This window comes from Hyphomicrobium sp. DY-1 (assembly GCF_047497105.1).
Classification (GTDB): Bacteria; Pseudomonadota; Alphaproteobacteria; order Rhizobiales; family Hyphomicrobiaceae; genus Hyphomicrobium_B.
Genome location: NZ_CP134870.1, coordinates 1,671,276 through 1,687,958, shown reverse-complemented (window position 1 = coordinate 1,687,958; position 16,683 = coordinate 1,671,276). Strand labels below are relative to the sequence as shown.

The 16,683-nt window shown below is 57.8% G+C and carries 19 protein-coding genes; all 19 read left to right on the top strand.

Annotated features, from left to right (window positions below):
- Positions 1–16: 16 nt before the first annotated feature.
- The 19 genes from RLW41_RS07985 (at position 17) to RLW41_RS07895 (ending at position 16,561) form a co-directional block, all read left to right on the top strand.
- On the top strand, positions 17–1,003 hold the full coding sequence (locus tag RLW41_RS07985) for a FliG C-terminal domain-containing protein (protein WP_414464147.1): 987 nt from the start codon (positions 17–19) through the stop codon (positions 1,001–1,003).
- Between the two features lie 24 nt (positions 1,004–1,027).
- Positions 1,028–2,113: a flagellar biosynthesis protein FlhB gene (locus RLW41_RS07980; RefSeq protein WP_409561340.1), complete on the top strand. Its 1,086-nt coding sequence runs from the start codon at positions 1,028–1,030 to the stop codon at positions 2,111–2,113.
- Between the two features lie 14 nt (positions 2,114–2,127).
- Complete coding sequence (locus RLW41_RS07975; RefSeq protein ID WP_414464146.1) at positions 2,128–2,547, top strand: hypothetical protein; 420 nt, start codon at positions 2,128–2,130, stop codon at positions 2,545–2,547.
- A 95-nt stretch (positions 2,548–2,642) separates the two neighbouring features.
- A complete protein-coding gene (locus tag RLW41_RS07970; RefSeq protein ID WP_409561339.1) occupies positions 2,643–3,020 on the top strand; it encodes a flagellar basal body protein in 378 nt (125 codons plus the stop codon).
- 3 nt (positions 3,021–3,023) lie between these two features.
- The gene (gene flgC, locus RLW41_RS07965; protein WP_013949943.1) at positions 3,024–3,440 is read left to right on the top strand and encodes a flagellar basal body rod protein FlgC; all 417 of its coding nucleotides are present in this window, start codon (positions 3,024–3,026) and stop codon (positions 3,438–3,440) included.
- A complete protein-coding gene (locus RLW41_RS07960; protein WP_414464145.1) occupies positions 3,440–3,760 on the top strand; it encodes a flagellar hook-basal body complex protein FliE in 321 nt (106 codons plus the stop codon). Before flgC ends, RLW41_RS07960 begins: the two co-directional genes overlap by 1 nt.
- 12 nt (positions 3,761–3,772) lie before the next feature.
- A complete protein-coding gene (flgG, locus tag RLW41_RS07955; protein WP_409561337.1) occupies positions 3,773–4,555 on the top strand; it encodes a flagellar basal-body rod protein FlgG in 783 nt (260 codons plus the stop codon).
- Positions 4,555–5,040, top strand: coding sequence for a flagellar basal body P-ring formation chaperone FlgA (gene flgA, locus RLW41_RS07950; protein WP_414464144.1), 486 nt, complete (start codon positions 4,555–4,557; stop codon positions 5,038–5,040). The genes flgG and flgA overlap by 1 nt, the downstream gene beginning before the upstream one ends.
- On the top strand, positions 5,037–6,143 hold the full coding sequence (locus RLW41_RS07945) for a flagellar basal body P-ring protein FlgI (RefSeq protein ID WP_409561335.1): 1,107 nt from the start codon (positions 5,037–5,039) through the stop codon (positions 6,141–6,143). Before flgA ends, RLW41_RS07945 begins: the two co-directional genes overlap by 4 nt.
- A complete protein-coding gene (locus tag RLW41_RS07940; RefSeq protein WP_414464143.1) occupies positions 6,140–6,859 on the top strand; it encodes a MotE family protein in 720 nt (239 codons plus the stop codon). The genes RLW41_RS07945 and RLW41_RS07940 overlap by 4 nt, the downstream gene beginning before the upstream one ends.
- Positions 6,846–7,583 carry a flagellar basal body L-ring protein FlgH gene (gene flgH / locus RLW41_RS07935; protein ID WP_409561333.1) on the top strand — a complete coding sequence of 246 codons (738 nt, stop codon included), beginning with the start codon at positions 6,846–6,848 and terminating at the stop codon, positions 7,581–7,583. The genes RLW41_RS07940 and flgH overlap by 14 nt, the downstream gene beginning before the upstream one ends.
- A gap of 25 nt (positions 7,584–7,608) precedes the next feature.
- Complete coding sequence (locus tag RLW41_RS07930) at positions 7,609–8,109, top strand: flagellar basal body-associated FliL family protein (RefSeq protein ID WP_414464142.1); 501 nt, start codon at positions 7,609–7,611, stop codon at positions 8,107–8,109.
- Entirely contained in the window at positions 8,106–8,846 is a 741-nt protein-coding gene (gene fliP, locus RLW41_RS07925) for a flagellar type III secretion system pore protein FliP (RefSeq protein WP_409561331.1), read from the top strand. The genes RLW41_RS07930 and fliP overlap by 4 nt, the downstream gene beginning before the upstream one ends.
- Positions 8,847–9,060: 214 nt before the next feature.
- Complete coding sequence (locus RLW41_RS07920) at positions 9,061–10,014, top strand: flagellin (protein ID WP_409561330.1); 954 nt, start codon at positions 9,061–9,063, stop codon at positions 10,012–10,014.
- Positions 10,015–10,190: 176 nt separating this feature from the next.
- Positions 10,191–11,876: a flagellar basal-body MS-ring/collar protein FliF gene (fliF, locus tag RLW41_RS07915; RefSeq protein ID WP_409561329.1), complete on the top strand. Its 1,686-nt coding sequence runs from the start codon at positions 10,191–10,193 to the stop codon at positions 11,874–11,876.
- A complete protein-coding gene (locus RLW41_RS07910) occupies positions 11,873–12,463 on the top strand; it encodes a hypothetical protein (RefSeq protein WP_414464141.1) in 591 nt (196 codons plus the stop codon). Before fliF ends, RLW41_RS07910 begins: the two co-directional genes overlap by 4 nt.
- The gene (locus RLW41_RS07905; protein ID WP_409561327.1) at positions 12,460–13,758 is read left to right on the top strand and encodes a MotB family protein; all 1,299 of its coding nucleotides are present in this window, start codon (positions 12,460–12,462) and stop codon (positions 13,756–13,758) included. Before RLW41_RS07910 ends, RLW41_RS07905 begins: the two co-directional genes overlap by 4 nt.
- Positions 13,755–15,032 carry a hypothetical protein gene (locus tag RLW41_RS07900; RefSeq protein WP_414464140.1) on the top strand — a complete coding sequence of 426 codons (1,278 nt, stop codon included), beginning with the start codon at positions 13,755–13,757 and terminating at the stop codon, positions 15,030–15,032. The genes RLW41_RS07905 and RLW41_RS07900 overlap by 4 nt, the downstream gene beginning before the upstream one ends.
- Positions 15,029–16,561, top strand: coding sequence for a flagellar hook-length control protein FliK (locus tag RLW41_RS07895; protein WP_414464139.1), 1,533 nt, complete (start codon positions 15,029–15,031; stop codon positions 16,559–16,561). Before RLW41_RS07900 ends, RLW41_RS07895 begins: the two co-directional genes overlap by 4 nt.
- The last annotated feature ends 122 nt before the right edge of the window (positions 16,562–16,683 follow it).

Genomic DNA, 16,683 nt, shown 5'->3' with positions numbered 1-16,683 from the left:
GCGAGACCCGTCATCAATGCAAACCGGAAACTCGCGAGCCCTGTCGGGACCTGAAAAGGTCGGCGTTCTTCTTCTTGCACTCGGCAAGCAGCGCGCCAGTGGTCTGCTGAAGAAGTTCAATCCCGAAGAGCTGAATATTCTCGTCCGCTCGGCTGAAATCATGCCGACCATCACCGCTGCCGAACTCGAAGGCATCGTTGAGGAATTCGAGAACCAGTTCGGGCAAGGTGCACCGTTTCTCGGACGCGCCGAGGATGTCCGACGCCTGGTCACGGATGTCATCTCCGAAAACAGGTCGTCCGGTGATGCAAGCGACCAGTTCATCGCACGACAAGACGTCTGGGCTCAGCTGGCGGCGCTCCCCGATGACATCATCGCTGGACACTTCCAGAATCAATCTCCGCAAGTTGCCGCCTACTATCTCGATCGCCTCGGCAGCGAACGCGCGTCTGCGCTTTTGAAATCGTTCCCCGTCGGCAAGCGCAATGACTTGCTGAACCGCATCCTGGGCATGGGCCAGATCTCGCCGCAAGTCGTCGAGGCGCTGGAGAGCGGCTTGCATGATGAGCTGTTCGACGTCGATCGCCGCTCGTCGGACAAATACGTCTCGCTGGCCGGCATCCTCAACAATATGGATAAAGAGGAGTCGATCCAAGCGCTTGAATATCTGGCAAGCGTCAAGCCCAAAGACGCGGAAGCCATCCGCAAGATGCTCTTCAAGTTCGAAGATCTGCTGCGGCTTCCTGCACGTGCGCTCACAGTTCTTATGGATGGCATTCCAGTCGAGCGGACGGTCCTTGCGCTACAGGGGACCGACGCAGAGCTGCAGACCAAAGTTCTCTCCGCCCTGGCGCCGCGCGCGCGCCGTATGGCGGAAGCGGAATTGCAAAGCCCGGCAAACGTACCTCCCCGCGATATCGTCGACGCGCGCCGGACGATTGTCGATTCGGTTCTGCGTCTCGCCGGCGATGGTTTGATCGATATCTCCGGAGCGGCCGCCTAGATCGGCCAATGAGGGAACGAGCCCGTGGCCGAAGAACAGGATAAAGACAGTCGTACAGAAGAAGCGACTGACAAACGGCTGAACGATGCGCGCGGCGACGGCAACGTTCCCATGTCGCGGGAAGCCACGAACTTTACCTACTTGCTTGGTGCGCTTCTCGTCATCGCCGTGCTCGGCCAGACGTTCATTATTCACTTCACTGATCTGTTGCGCGGGTTGCTTGCTAATGCCGGCTCGATTCGCATCGAGAACGGGGGCGATCTCGGTTTGCTTTTCGACGTCGTCGGAAAAACAGCCGCGACGATCACCGCTCCGATCATTTTGACATTCACGGCGGCAGGCGTGATCGCGTCCGTGGCTCAGAATACGCCGGCACTAATATTTAAGCGCGTGATGCCGGACATTTCCCGATTGTCGCCGGCAAAAGGCTTCAAGCGCCTGTTTAGCGCCTCCGGTTTTGTCGAGTTTCTGAAGCTCTCGCTGCGATTGTCCGTCGTCACGATCATAACCAGCGCCATCCTGATGTATCTGTGGCATGACTTCACGAATTCGATCTGGCACGATCCGGCGGCTATATTGGAATTATCGCAACAGAGCATCGTTATCCTCCTGATCGCTCTTGCGCTGATGTCGTTTGCGCTTCTGATCTTCGATTATCCCGTCGCTCAAATTCTTTGGCGGCGATCCCTGCGAATGGCGCCGCAACAGGTCAAAGACGAGCGCAAACAGGCGGAGGGTGATCCACATATCAAGGCAAAACGCCTGTCCATCGCTCGTTCACGCCTGCGACAGCGAATGATGTCGTCCGTCCCGCGCGCAACTCTTGTCATCGCGAATCCAACGCATTTCGCCGTCGCGCTTCGTTACGTGCGTTCAGAAGGCGGTGCGCCGCGAGTCGTTGCGAAGGGACAAGATCTTATTGCCTTGTCAATTCGTCGGATCGCTGAAGAAAATGACATTCCAGTCATAGAAGACAAGGCTCTCGCAAGGTCCCTGTATGCAAAAGTGGAAGTGGATCAAATGATCCCCGTCGAATTCTACAAAGCGGTTGCACAAATTCTTCTTCGCCTCCAGGCCAGGAAGAATGGAGCGGGCACCATTCGCGCCTAAGGGAAAAGCAGTCGATGATTCCAATACGCATCGATCATTCGCAGGTTCGTGAGAAGATTCTCGGTGACAGCATTCGGAGCGTGGCGACCGATCTCCGATTGATCGACCTGCCGGATCTCGTCAGTTATTTGAAGACTGGGCAGATCGCGAGCGTGGGTTCGCTCGTTCAATCGTCGATCGAGTTATCGTTCAAGCCTGAAACGCTGAGCTTCGGCCACGCTGGCGACGTCTATCTGGAATGGGGCGTCCTGCCGCGCGTCTGTCTCGATATGGAATTCCACCATCAGTCCGTTCACGTCTATTTTCGCCTGATGCTGGAGGCCAAAGAGGCCGCCGTCGAAATTACGTACATAGCGTTTGAAGGTGATACCGTCGGCCCGAGCCAAAATACAATCAGGCTTCATGAGGCCCTGGGCGAAGCCCGTCTCAATTGACGTTCGCATTTTGGCACGTCGCACGTTTCGAGCTCTGTCCAGTCTTACGCAAGCGAGCGCGTGCACAAAGATAACGAGCTATCCAGGATTTGATCATGCAGCCGATGCAACTCTTCAATCTCGCATTCCGTCAGAACGAGTGGCTTGCGCAGCGCCAATCGGTCATTTCATCGAACATCGCCAATGCCAATACGCCCGGCTACAAAGCCAAGGACGTCGAAAGCTTCGATGCCGCAATGCGCACCTCCGTGCCGATGGCCGCAACGAGCCCGCAGCATTTCTCCTCGCCCGAATTCGACGCCATCAGCAATCAGGACAACGGCGACGGTCAGGCGGAGGTTCTGGTTTCCGGCAATGACGTCAATATGGAACAGGAGTTCCTGAAATCTAACGACGTCATGCGCAGCTACTCGCTCAACACCCAGATCATGAAAACATTCGATCGCATGCTGCAATCTGTGACGAAAGGCTAAACGATGAATGATCCGCTCATAGCCGCAACGAGAGCCGCGTCGAACGGTCTCTTCGCGCAATCGACGCGCATGCGTGTCGTGTCGGAGAACATCGCCAACGCCGACTCGACCGGCAAGACGGCTGGCGCCGATCCCTATCAGCGCAAGACTGTTAACTTCGAATCGGTCGCCGACGAAGCGAGCGGTACCGACCTCGTACAGGTGGAAGATGTTTCGCGCGATCAGGCTCCGTTCCGTACCGAATATATGCCCGGCCATCCCGCAGCCGACGCCAAGGGCTACGTAAAGATGCCCAACGTCGACATGATGACCGAGCTCGCCGACATGCGCGAAGCCTCGCGCTCCTATACCGCCAACACTCAAGTCATCAAGCAGGTTCGCGAAATCGTCTCGATGACCATTGATCTTCTGAGGTCCTAATGAGCCTGAACGTTGCAATGCTGTCGCCCGATATCAGCCGCGTTACGGGCTCGAAGCCAATAGCAGGAACGACGCCGACAACGGCGACTCAGGCTGTTCCCGAAAACGACTTCGCCCAGACCATGGCGTCGATGGCCGCTGATGCGATTTCGACCGTCAAGACGGGTGAGACGACCGCGATTGCGGGCATGCAGGGCAAGGCACCGCTGCAGCAAGTGGTGCAAGCCGTAATGCAGGCAGACCAGGCGCTTCGGACCGTCGTTGCAGTTCGCGACAAGGTCGTTGCGGCATACCAAGAAATCAGCCGGATGCAGATCTGAGGGATATAAGCTATGCGAGCACTTTCGATTGCAGCGACCGGCATGTCTGCCCAGCAGACGAACGTTGAGGTGATCGCCAACAACGTCGCCAATATCAACACGACGGGCTTCAAACGCTCGCGTGCGGAGTTTGCGGATTTGCTTTACCAAAGCGACCGCCCCGCAGGCACGCTTGCCCGTGACGACGACACTATTATCCCGGAAGGCAACACGCTCGGATTGGGCGTCCGCACGGTCGCCATTCGCAATCTCTCTGCGCAGGGTCCGCTTGCGTCGACCAACAACCATTACGATCTCGCGTTGAGCGGTCGTGGCTACTTCCAGGTCCAAGGCGAGAACAACGAAATCCTGTATACGCGTGACGGCGCGTTCAACCGTAGCAACACCGGCCAGCTCATCACGCTCGACGGCAACCTGGTCATTCCAAATATCACCGTGCCGCAAAATGCGACCGACATCACCGTCAACGCGGTTGGCCAGGTGTATGCGACTGTCGGCGGAACGCAGCAGCTCCTCGGGCAATTCGCGATCGCCAATTTCGCGAACGAAACCGGCCTCGCGCCACTCGGCGGCAATCTCTTTCAGGAAACGGAAGCGTCCGGTGCGCCAGTTCTCGGCACCCCGGGTGACACGGGCTTCGGTACGATCCAGCAGGGTTACCTCGAAAGCTCGAACGTCGATCCCGTCAAAGAAATCACCGAGCTGATCACCGCGCAGCGCGCCTATGAAATGAATTCCAAAGTCATTTCGGCTGCCGACGATATGTATAACGTGATAACGAAGGACATTCGGTGATGTCCGTTTGGCGCAAAACACAAAAGACAGTTCAGCTCGGACTTACGCTGCTCGCCGCGTGCGCATTTGCGTCCAACGCGCGCGCGGAGGATCCCGGCCGAACCATATTTGTGCCGCGCGCCGTCATTTATCCCGGCGACCGGATAACGGATACGAATCTTATCGAGCGTCAGCTGATCGTCGACCCCGGCAATCCGCCTGTCTTTGGAGAGCGCGAAGAGGATCTGCTGGGCCGGATCGCACGGCGCACGTTGCTGCCAGGCGAACTCATCCCCGAGATGGCGATCCGCGCCGAAGATCTCGTGAAGCAAGGCCGCACCTACAAGCTCGTCTACAATTCGAAATACGTCTCGATCGTCGGCGTCGGTGTTCCGTTGCAGTCGGGTGCGGCCGGCGAAATTATCAATGTCCGCAATCCCGAGTCGGGCGTCATCATCAAGGCGCGTATCGAACCTGATCAGACCTTGGCGGTGAATGACCAATGAGATTGGTGATTGTCGCGCTGGTTTATTTTCTTGCCGCGACGGCCTGTGCCGGTGCTACGCGGATCAAGGATATCACTGATCTCAAAGGCATCCGCGCCAACCAGCTCGTCGGATATGGTCTGGTCGTCGGCTTGAATGGAACCGGCGATACGCTCCGTAACTCGCCCTTCACGCAGCAATCCGTGCAGGCCATGCTCGATCGCATGGGAGTGAATATTCGCGGCTCGCAATACGAACCGCGGACGAGGAACGTCGCGGCGGTTATGGTAACAGCTGAGCTTCCGCCGTTCGCCTCGAAGGGATCACGCTTCGACGTGACGGTCTCGTCGATTGGCGATGCCAAATCTCTGGCTGGCGGCGCACTGGTTCTAACCTCGCTTGCCGGCGCCGATCAAAAAATCTACGCTGCTGCGCAGGGCCCGATCACCATTTCGGGATATCTGGCGAAGGGCGCCGCGGAATCGATCACGTCCGGCATTCCGACGCGCGGCCGTATTCCCAACGGTGCGATTGTTGAGCAAGACGCCCCCGGCGCATTTGATGAAAGCATGCCGCTCGAGTTCGAGTTGCGCAATCCGGACTTCACGACTGCCGTGCGCGTCATGGACGTTATCAACGATTTCGCAAAAGAACGTTTCGGCATGCCGATCGCACGCGCCCGCGACTGGCAGAGCGTGATGATACGCAAACCGCGGAATATCCTGTCGTCGCGTCTGGTGGCCGAACTCGGTGAACTTGAAGTCGATCCCGATCAGACCGCGCGCGTCGTAATCGACGAACGAACCGGAACTATCGTAATCGGCAGCGAAGTGAAGATTTCGACCGTCGCCGTCGCGCACGGAAATATAACTGTTCGCGTCACCGAAACACCGCAAGTGTCCCAGCCGCTACCGTTCTCGCAAGGTGGACAGACCGTCGTCGTTCCCAATACGCAGGTTGACGTCAATGAAGCGGGCGGCACGGTCGCAACGCTCCAGGGGGCTAATCTGCGTGAGCTGGTAAGCGCACTGAATAAGATGGGGCTGAAGCCCATCGGGATCATCGCAATTCTGCAGGCCATGAAGACGGCAGGCGCATTGCAAGCTGAACTGGTGGTGCAATGAGATCTCTGATCGCTCGCAAACTTCTCGAACGCGGCGGCGTGGCGTGGTTGGCTGGCGGTTTGCTTGTCATAGCCACCGCAATCCCGGTAGTGGCCGAAAGCATCCACAATCCGCTGGTTGGTCCGCCCGTCGATCTCAGGGAGCGCGCATTCGAGCTTCGCCAGAATGCGGAGCAAACGCCTCCGATCGCTTATTCATTCCGCATCGCGGTAGACGACACCAAGCCGGAAGGCGCTCAGAAATCCGAAGCCGCAGATGTGGACGCACTGCCGCTCCCGCCGACGACCAAACAGCAGTTGAGCCCCGCGCAGCAGTATTGCTCGAATATTCTCGATGCGACGTCGGCCGCCCAAATCGCACAGCAGACGCGTGGTCTTCAAAAGGCGCAGAAGGAAATTAACGCCCGGATCGCGCTTCTCAATGCGAAGGCCGAGGTCCTGAAAAGCTGGATGAAGCTGCGCGAGGATTTCGTCGCGCACGCTACAGACGCGCTCGTTGAAATCTACAGCCGGATGAAACCGGACGCCGCCGCGGGACAGCTCGCGGCGATGGACGAGATGACATCCGCAGCAATCATTTCGAAGCTGGCACCGAAAGTTTCGAGCCCCATTCTAGCTGAGATGGAAGTCGCGAAGGCGGCGCGTCTCTCCGCTGTTATCGCCGGTGCCGGCGAACTCGCAATTCAGCCGGAGCACAAGGCCAATGCCCAGCAATAGATTTCGATGGGTGGCTCCAGCGACTGCGTCGCTGTCGTTACTGCTAGGCGCGTGTGCCATAGACCAATTGCGTGAGGTCTCGCAGGCACCTGCAATGTCCCCGATGGGAAGCGGCTTGGCTCCCGGTCAGGCGGCGCACGTCAATCTTCCCGTGACACCTGTTGCCTATCATTCGGGTAACTCCACCTGGCAGGATTCCGGCGCCGACCTCTTTCGCGATGCACGCGCCCTCAAGGTCGGCGACGTCGTCACTGTCAAAATCCAGATCAACGATAAGGCGTCGCTGGATAACAATTTGAATCGTTCACGTGATTCGAGCGTTGGGCTGAAATCATCGGCAGATTTCAATTTTGGCTTCGGCGCACCGGGACCGACCGGATCGGGCAGCCTCGATGGCAATCTCGATCGCACCACAGCGACGGACTCGAAAGGCTCCATCGACCGCTCTGAAAACATCAATCTTCTTGTCGGCGCCGTCGTCAGTCAGGTGTTGCCGAACGGCAATCTCGTCGTCAGCGGTTCGCAGGAAGTGCGGGTCAACTTCGAATTACGCGTCCTGAATGTGCAGGGCGTCATTCGGCCACGAGACATCGCGACCGACAATACGATCTCCTACGAGAAAATTGCTGAAGCGCGAATTTCATATGGCGGCCGCGGCCGTGTCATGGAAATTCAGCAGCCCGCCTACGGCCAGCAGATTCTCGATAATCTTTCGCCCTTCTAAGGCTCGGGTCGGCGGAGAGAGCCAGGTGGCAAAAGATAAGCGAAAAAAGGACGAGTCGAACGCGGGTGGTGGCATCGGCGGCTTCGTGATAGCGGCACTTATCGCGATCGTTCTCGGCGCCGGCGGCGGCGGCGCTTACGGCTACCTTCTAATGCCCGACGTTGCGCCTCAGAATTCTGGGCCAACCGATAGAGCGCCGCCGCCGGCCGGACCAACCGCTGGGCGGTTCCCGGGCGACGCCATAGAGCTGGCCATACCGTCGGTCATTACGGATTTGAATTCGGAGCCTGCTGTCCGCGCCAGGCTCGATGTCTCCATTATCGTCGTCCACGGCACGCCCCAAACGACGACGTTGCTCGGCGAGGTCCGCGAAGACGTGATCGCCTACCTGAAGGGCCTTTCACTTGCCGACATCCAGGGCGTGCGTGGCTTCCAGAACTTGCGAGAGCAACTTGATGATCGCGCACGTGTCCGCGGCCGAGGCGCCATTCTGGGCCTTCTGATAGGTGGATTGGTGCTCGAATGATCAAGAAAATTCTGTGCGCGCTGATCCTTTTGGCAGCGTCTTCGAGCGTGGCTGCCGCGCAGGCAATCGATCTCCAGACGCTTTTTCCCGCGGGAGACGCCAGCGTTTCCGGCCGCATCGTTCAGCTTCTTGTCGTGATGACCGTCCTGTCGGTCGCGCCCGGCTTGCTGATGATGGTGACATCGTTCGCGAGATTCCTGATTGCCTTCTCATTCCTCCGCGCCGGTCTTGGGCTGCAAACGACGCCGAACAATATGATTCTCGTCAGCCTCGCACTCTTCATGACGCTGTTCGTCATGGCCCCGACCTTCCAGGACGCCTGGGATAATGGCGTCAAACCAATGGTCGAGAACAAGATCAGCCAGCAGGATGGCTACGTGCGAACGACGGCGCCCTTCCGGACGTTCATGAAGGCGAATGTGCGCGACAAGGATCTCGCGCTGTTCGAACAGATGTCTGCAGAACGCTTCGGGGAGCAGAACAAGGCGGGTCCCGATGACCTGCGCGTGCTCATACCTGCGTTCATGGTCTCCGAGTTGCGCCGAGGGTTTGAGATCGGCTTTTTGGTGACGCTGCCGTTTCTCGTCATAGATCTGGTAGTGGCTACGATCATGACCGCAATGGGTATGATGATGATGCCGCCGACCGTCGTCGCGTTGCCGCTGAAGGTGCTGTTCTTCGTGCTGGTCGACGGATGGAGCTTGCTCGTCGGAGCACTTGTGAAATCATTCACTTAGCTCGATGACGTGCGTCATTAAGAATCCGCCTCCGAGCAAAATAATTAACATTCTAACCGTCAAAATTAACCATTAGGAAACGACTCTCGTCTATCAATCTTGCCGATGACAGGGTGGCAGCGAACACGCGCCATAGGCATGACGCCGATCTGTCAAGCCGGTAGATCCGGTATGTCCCCAGTAGCGTTTTGTGCTGAGTAAAAGGACAAGGGACATGGGCATGAGCAGTATCAATACCAACATTTCCGCAATGACTGCATTGCAGTCGCTGCGGCAGACTTCCAAAGATTTGCTGACGACGCAGAACGCGATTTCGACCGGCCTGAAGGTCGCGAGCGCTTCGGATAACGCAGCATATTGGTCGATTGCGACCACGATGAAGTCGGACAACTCGGCACTCTCGACCGTGCAGGACGCGCTCGGCCTTGGCAAGGGCACTGTTGACGTCGCCTACAACGCGATCAACCAGTCGATCGATCTCGTCGGCCAGATCAAAGACAAACTCGTTGCGGCCGCATCGCCGGGCGTTGACCGCACGAAGATTCAATCGGAAATCACGCAGCTCCAGGATCAGCTGAAGGGCATCGCTTCCTCAGCAAGCTTCTCGGGCGAGAACTGGGTTTCGGTCGATTCGTCGAGCTCTGGCTACAGCGCGACAAAGACGATCGTTTCGTCGTTCTCTCGTGCCTCGGACGGCAGTGTTTCTATCGGAACAATCAGCGTCGATACTTCGACGTCAATCCTGTTCGATAGCTCGACCGCTTCTGGCGCGGGCGGCATCCTCGACTCGCAGCGTTCGTCTACGGGCGCCGTTGTGACGACGGGTGGTACGTCGGTTATGAACATCGACATTAGCTCGCTGACCGACAGCCCGACCGATCAGGCGACCTTGAACGGCTACATCGCCGGCGTCGACGCTGCCTATCAGTCCATGACGACGGCAGCTACGAACCTTGGCTCGGCGCAGAAGCGTATCGATCTGCAGACCGACTTCGTATCGTCGCTGATGGACTCGATCACCACCGGTATCTCTCAGTTGGTGGACGCTGACATGAATCAGGAATCGACAAAGTTGCAGGCATTGCAGGTCAAGCAGCAGCTCGGTGTTCAGGCACTGAGCATCGCTAACCAGTCGAGCCAGAACATCCTGTCGCTCTTCCGCGGCTAATAAATAACGCCTGACGCCGAGCGGCGTCAGGCACCCATACAATCCGATCTGTTAGACGGGCCGCCACCCCTGACCTCTTCCGCCAGCGCGGATCAGGCCACGGAGGGCGGCCCGTCACCTTTGCACAAGGTTCCGTCCCTACCGTTGACCGGAAACTTTGCCGGCAAGGTCGAGAGATGGATTGGCGTCAATTAGAGAACCTTTATCGCAGTCTGCTGGGTCTCGGCCGCAGGCGCCTTATGGCGCTTGGCATCGCCGGCGCGCTCGTCTTCGGACTGATTACCATAGGCAGTTACTTCGCGTCGCGCTCAAGCTACGAGACGCTTTATGTCGGCCTGACGCCTCCTGACATCAGCCGCATGGGCACGGAGCTGACCGAGGCCGGCATCCCATTTGAAAGCAGCATGGACGGGACGAAATTGAGCGTTCCGGTCGGACAGACGGCACAAGCTCGCGCTTTGCTCGCGGAAAAGGGGCTGCCCGGCAGCCAAACAGCGGGTTATGAGCTGTTTGATAAGCTCGGTGCCCTCGGACTCACGTCGTTCATGCAAGAAGTCACGCGCGTGCGCGCCCTTGAGGGCGAGCTGTCGCGAACGATCCAATACTTGAAGGGTGTGAGAGCTGCGCGTGTTCACATCTTCATGCCGAATCAGAATGCGCTTCAGGTCAAGAAAGAAGCGCCGTCGGCGTCTGTCGTCATTCGCACGGATGTTGCGGGAGATGCCACTGCAGCGCCGGCCATCAAGCATCTGGTTGCCTCGGCGATCCCGGAAATGACGCCGAACGAAGTCCAGGTTATCGGCACCGATGGCTCGATTCTTGGAGGCTCTGGGAATGGTCTCGCCAGCGGCGACGCGCCGGTACAGATGCTCGAACTCGAGCACACGGTCTCAAAACAGATTCAGGATAGCGTTCGCCGCACGTTGTCGCCCTATCTCGGTCTGGACAACTTCGAAGTCAGTGCCATCGCCCGCTTGAATATCGATAAGCTGCAGACGAACGAGACGAAGTTCGATCCCGACAGCAAGGTCGAGCGATCAACGCGATACATCAAGGAAGCTCAGAGTTCGCAGGACAGCGCCGGCAAGAACAACGTCAGCGTCCAGGAAAACATTCCGAACGAACAAACGAGCCACAAAGACCAGAACAAACGCAATCAGGATCGCAAGGAGGAAACGACCAACTACGAGATCAGTTCGTCGACGGCCTCCTCGACGAGCGAAGGCTACAAGATCGCGAACATCTCGGTTGCCGTCGTCGTCAACAAAAAGCGACTGATGGATGCGATGGGTAAAGACGCAAAGCCCGAAGACGTCGATAAGCAGGTCGCTGAAATTGAGAAGATCGCCCTTTCCGCAGCCGGCATAGACACCAAGCGCGGTGATCGCATCAGTGTCGCTGCCGTCGATTTCGCGCCGTCTCCGTTTGAAGGAGACGGATCGTCGGGAACGGCATGGGCTTCGCTGTTGATGGGCCTGGCGGGAACCGGCATCCGATCGCTGACGATCCTGCTGGTTGCGGCAATTGTCGTGATGGCTGGCTTCCGGCCCGTGATGCGGACCCTGCTCTCAAGCGATAGGCCCGCGATTGAAAGCGCCGATAACGTTGCAATCGAGGCGCCGCTCGCTTCGATTACGGGCACGGGCGCAGCTCCCATCGACATGCCCGAAATGGCGTCGCCGTTGCTTGAACCGGGCGCCAATCCATTCGATGGCATGGGCGGCGGCTCGGGAGACTTTGGCAGCGGACTGGCGTTCGGACGCTCGCTGGCACTCGGTCCGGTCGAGAAGCTCAGCGCGATTATTGATCGCGATGAAGAGCAAGCGACTGCGATCATGAAGCATTGGGTTAAGAACGGATGACGGCTCGGCCTCACAGTTCGGCGTTCTCCCTGCTCAGGGATTTCGGTCGCGTCACCCCTGACGTCGAAGAGCCGGACCATGAAGCGCAGCTGAAAGCCGCGTTCGAGGATGGCCATCGGCAGGGCTACGCAGAAGGCCGTGCGGAAGCCGAGGCCGATGCAGAGCATCGTCTCGCCGAAGCCAAGATTCATCACGCGAACGAGCTCGCGCAGGAAAAAGACCGCTGGCAGCGCGATTTCGCTGAGCAGCTTGTTGCGCGTTTGGAAAGTGCGTCGGGTCTGATTGAGAAAAACATCGCTGAGCGGGTCGCGACGCTGCTGCGGCCCTGGCTCATCGGGCGTCTACAGGATCGCGCGTTGCAGGATCTCGAAAGGGCGATTTTGCGTGGCTTGGTGGAAGGCGCAAAGATCCACATTGAAGGCCCGGCCGAAATTATCCAGCATCTTAACGAACGGCTGCCGACGGCCGGATTTCAGATCGGATATTCGGAAAGTCCGAGTGCAGATGTTCGCGCTCACATAGAAAACACCGAAATCGAAGTCAACATTGCGGCGTGGATCGCCGAGCTTGAGGCGCTAGTACCATGAGCGACGGCCGCGAAGACGTATCATCGCAACCTCTCGTCATTGTTCGTCGCCGGCGCAATACGGAAGAACCGCATCACGGCGGCGTCTGGAAGATCGCATATGCCGATTTCATGACGGCCATGATGGCGTTTTTTCTCGTCATGTGGTTGATCAATGCAGCCGACAAAAAAACCATCGTGCAGGTCGCCGCCTACTTCAATCCGATGCGTTTGACCGATCGTTATGCGGCGCCGAAAGGCATTGAAGATCTCGTCGAGACGCAGTCGAAACACTCGGACGAGAAAAGTAAGCGCGGATTCGAAAAGCAGGTCGTCGACGACGCCTCGAAACGGCAGGCCGATCGCGACAGCAAAGAAAACAGCGGTGACGCCAAAGACGACGCCTCGCACGAATCGAGTGTCGGATCGGGGGGCAAGAGCGCAGAAGAGCTTCGCGAGATGGCGCTCTTCGACAATCCTGGCAACTTGCTTGAAAAACTCGCGGACGAGGCACGCGCAAGTCAGTCTACGACGGCGGCTAGCCCATCAGACGGCAATATTGACGATCCGTTCGATCGCATCAATCGTAAGGCCGGAAAGTCAGATGTCAGGTTGAAGCCTGCGCCCCAAGCCGCGCCGATCGTGCCGGAGCACCCGTCCAACGTGGCGCGCGCCCTGCCCGCAGAAAACGTAAAACCGGTTACGCAGGACCCAAAGCAGCAGCTCTCCGCGCGCGCATCGATGGATGATGTCGGCGATAAGCCGAAGCAGCAGGACACAATCACAAAGCAAACTCCTGCAACGTTGGATCAGGCAAAGAAAGAAGATAAGACGCACGACAAGGATCACGACAAAGATCAGGACGCGAAAGCCCTGCGGGATCAGATTGGCAAAGCCGTCGCGGACATTTCCCGCGAACTGCCGATGATCGACGTGAAAGCGACGCCCGAAGGATTACTCATCAGTCTGACGGACGATGCCAACTTCGGCATGTTTGAGGTCGGTTCGGCAAAGCCGCGCTCGGAACTAGTCCTTGTCATGGAGCAAATCGGTCGTGTCTTGAGCAGCAAGAAGGGGGATATCATCCTTCGCGGCCATACGGATTCGCGTCCGTACAAGAGCCGGGTCTATGACAACTGGCGCCTTTCCGCTGCTCGCGCCCAAATGGCCTATTACATGCTTCTGCGTGGCGGCGTCGACGAATCTCGCGTCGTCGCCATCGAAGGCCGTGCGGATCGCGACCCGAAAGTGCCGGACGACACTCTCGCGGCCGCCAACCGCCGCATCGATATCCTCATTAAAGAGAATAAGAAATGAAGCGGATCGCGCTGATTGCTGCAGCGTCGTTCGTTGTGCTCGCGGGCCTCGCCGCGGGCTCGTTGGCGTATTTCAAGCCCGCATTTTTTTTCGGTCAAAACGACGAGGTTATCGCGGCCGAGCACGGCGTTCCAATCTATTCAGAGGATGCGAGCGAAAAAGCTCAGGTTCGTCGCCATACGCTGCGTCTTCTGGAAGAGTTGGGCGCGGTTCAGGACAAGATCATTCGCGGCGATCGTGCTGCGCTTGCGGAGCAACAGCGTCTGCTGATCGACATCGCGCGCGAAGTAAAGAGTTTCAGCCCAGAGGCGTGGGACGATTACGTCAACGTCCGTACGAGTCTGCTCTATGTTCTGAGTGGTGGTGATGCGCGCGTCTTGCAACCACTGATCAAGCAGAATTCTTTGAGCGTCGCGGATCAGAATTTGGCTGCGGGCATCATGAGCTTTGCCGAGGGTCAGCCTAAAAAGGCGCGCGATCTTTTTGAAGATATAGATCCCCGTTCACTCGACGTCAGCCTCGTTGGGCCGTTCGCGCTGGCCAAGGCGTCGCTCTATCTTGAAGATGATCACGCAACCGCGATCCGCCTGCTCGATGATGCGCGTCTGGCGTGTCCCCATACCGCGATCGACGAGGCGTCGGCGCGGCGCGAAATTCCTGTATTACTCGATGCTGGCGATACGATCCGGGCGCTGATGCTGACGACAAGCTATGTGCAGGAATTCGGCAAGTCGATTTATGCCTGGAAGCTCTTTCGAGAATTTGCGGAAGCAGCCGCCAAGCACGGGGAATTCGATAATCAGGAAAGCATCGATCGCCTCGCTGCAACCTTCGATGACGACGACATGCAGCCAGCGTCCGAGCTGTTCATCGATCTTGCCGGTGAGGGTTTGCTACAGGGACGGCTAAAGCTTGCGAAGGCCGCTGCTGCTAAAGTTCTCGCAACACCGAACGCATCACCAGAGAATAAGGAACGTGCGCGCCTCTACATGGCCGCAGCCGAAGCGCCTTCGAACGATGCGGTAAATGCTATGAAGGCGCTGGATCAGATCACTGTCGATCGGCTTTCGGAGGACGACGCTGAGATCCGGGAAGTGGCGGGATTTATCGCCAAAACAGTAACCGGAACAGACGTCGCGCCGACTGCTGTCAGAAAGACCGCTCCGCAAGCTGTGGCGCAGGCTCCGGGTGAAAAGAATGCAATGACGGCGCTGAGTAAAGCCGACGAGATTTTAAAAGAAGCAGATTCAATGATTACTAGGAGTGGGAAATGACGGCAGCAGTTGGAAGCGCCGCATCTGGCGGAGCCGAAGCTCTCCTGCAATCCGTATCGGGAAAAGCATCGAACGGATATCGCGGTCACCTCAAGCAGACGGATGAGAACGATCCCAAGTCGGAAGGCGCGACCCAGAGCGCGCCGCACGATGATGGCGATGCTGCGACCCATGTCGATAAAACGCGAAAGACGTCGCAGCGAAAGCACGGCAAGGGAAAATCGGATGACGACGATAGCTCGTTCGAGGATGCTTTCGACAGCGTCGGCCAGGATCAAGCGAAAGACGCCGTCTCGAAATCAACCAACGGAGCAGGAACATCTCCGGATCTCATGTCGGCACACCTGACACCGGATCAAACGCCAGCGACGAATACCGATTCCGTGACAACCAACACCGATGCGTCTCAGGCTCCGGTCCGGTCAGCAGCGTTGATGCAGCAGAGAAGCATTCTCGCTCTCATGGATGCAAAAAACAGAATCTTCGGAAATTCCGGCGACCTAAAAACCGACGATGGGACTGTTAATGTCGCCGTCGACCACGACGCCATTCCGCAAGATACGAACGAGCTTGTGCCGGTTGCGATCAATCGACGGGAGACGCATTGGAACTTTAATTCCGACGCCATGACGAGCGTCGCGTCGCAGCTCTCGGCTATGAACACGGATAAGGCTGCTCCATCCGCGGCCGCCGTTCTGGCTCAGACAGTTGCTTCGGTCACCACGGCAAAGGAACAGAAGCCGGACGTCAACTTATCGGGCGACGCGTCGCAGTCCGTAGCGCAGCCGACAATCGCAGCGGCAAATACCGATCAGAATGCAAATGCATCGCTTAACAACGACAGCGGAAATAAGAGCGATACGCAATCGCAGTCGCATACGGAAATAGCTTCAGAGGCGGCCAAGAAGACGGAAAAGCCGGATGCTGCGTCGTCCCTCGACCAGATTTTTGCAACCAGCAAAACGTCCAACGCCAACGCGGCTAACGTCAGCAATCAGGTTCGCGACGGCGTAATCACGAGCTTGGCATCGACTGCGACCGACGCCAGCGCAGCAACATCATCCGTCGACGTGCCGACGCGGGCAACCACAACGCCCGTTCTGCGCACGCTCGATCTAACGTTGTCGCCGGCGGATCTTGGTTCGGTCAGGCTCCGTCTGAGTCTCAGTTCGAATTCATTGTCGATCGAAGCAGAAGCATCGAAGGCGTCGACAGCCAAGCTTCTCAACGACGATCGGCCAAATCTCGAACGCGGCTTAAAAGATGCAGGCTACGACATCTCAAGCATGAAGATTACGGATACTTCCGCCAGCAGCACCATGAATTCGAACGGATGGCAGACGAACGGCTCCCCGTCCCGTGATGGAGATCCATCGCGTTCGGGCTTCATGGGCCGGCAAGATGGCGAGATGCAAAGACGTGATGGATCGCCGTCCGATCAGGCCCAACGCCGCCCCAGAGAATCCACTCAGCAGCCGGCGCCGGCTGAAGTTGCCGGTGTCAGGTCCGGCAACGCAGTCTATATCTAGGACTCATTAAATGATGCAGCAGCAGGAATTGGCAGGAACTGGGCTACGTGGTCCATTTCCACTCGCGTCTGATGCCATCGAGGAAGAACTGGTCGATCGTTGTCCGGGTACGTATGCGCTTG

Excerpts from the sequence above, each read along its gene's own strand:
- RLW41_RS07985 (WP_414464147.1), top strand. The coding sequence starts at position 17 with ATGCAAACCGGAAACTCGCGAGCCCTGTCGGGACCTGAAAAGGTCGGC.
- RLW41_RS07975 (WP_414464146.1), top strand. The coding sequence starts at position 2,128 with ATGATTCCAATACGCATCGATCATTCGCAGGTTCGTGAGAAGATTCTC.
- RLW41_RS07970 (WP_409561339.1), top strand. The coding sequence starts at position 2,643 with ATGCAGCCGATGCAACTCTTCAATCTCGCATTCCGTCAGAACGAGTGG.
- flgC (WP_013949943.1), top strand. The coding sequence starts at position 3,024 with ATGAATGATCCGCTCATAGCCGCAACGAGAGCCGCGTCGAACGGTCTC.
- RLW41_RS07960 (WP_414464145.1), top strand. The coding sequence starts at position 3,440 with ATGAGCCTGAACGTTGCAATGCTGTCGCCCGATATCAGCCGCGTTACG.
- flgG (WP_409561337.1), top strand. The coding sequence starts at position 3,773 with ATGCGAGCACTTTCGATTGCAGCGACCGGCATGTCTGCCCAGCAGACG.
- flgA (WP_414464144.1), top strand. The coding sequence starts at position 4,555 with ATGTCCGTTTGGCGCAAAACACAAAAGACAGTTCAGCTCGGACTTACG.
- RLW41_RS07945 (WP_409561335.1), top strand. The coding sequence starts at position 5,037 with ATGAGATTGGTGATTGTCGCGCTGGTTTATTTTCTTGCCGCGACGGCC.
- RLW41_RS07940 (WP_414464143.1), top strand. The coding sequence starts at position 6,140 with ATGAGATCTCTGATCGCTCGCAAACTTCTCGAACGCGGCGGCGTGGCG.
- flgH (WP_409561333.1), top strand. The coding sequence starts at position 6,846 with ATGCCCAGCAATAGATTTCGATGGGTGGCTCCAGCGACTGCGTCGCTG.
- fliP (WP_409561331.1), top strand. The coding sequence starts at position 8,106 with ATGATCAAGAAAATTCTGTGCGCGCTGATCCTTTTGGCAGCGTCTTCG.
- RLW41_RS07920 (WP_409561330.1), top strand. The coding sequence starts at position 9,061 with ATGGGCATGAGCAGTATCAATACCAACATTTCCGCAATGACTGCATTG.
- fliF (WP_409561329.1), top strand. The coding sequence starts at position 10,191 with ATGGATTGGCGTCAATTAGAGAACCTTTATCGCAGTCTGCTGGGTCTC.
- RLW41_RS07910 (WP_414464141.1), top strand. The coding sequence starts at position 11,873 with ATGACGGCTCGGCCTCACAGTTCGGCGTTCTCCCTGCTCAGGGATTTC.
- RLW41_RS07905 (WP_409561327.1), top strand. The coding sequence starts at position 12,460 with ATGAGCGACGGCCGCGAAGACGTATCATCGCAACCTCTCGTCATTGTT.
- RLW41_RS07900 (WP_414464140.1), top strand. The coding sequence starts at position 13,755 with ATGAAGCGGATCGCGCTGATTGCTGCAGCGTCGTTCGTTGTGCTCGCG.
- RLW41_RS07895 (WP_414464139.1), top strand. The coding sequence starts at position 15,029 with ATGACGGCAGCAGTTGGAAGCGCCGCATCTGGCGGAGCCGAAGCTCTC.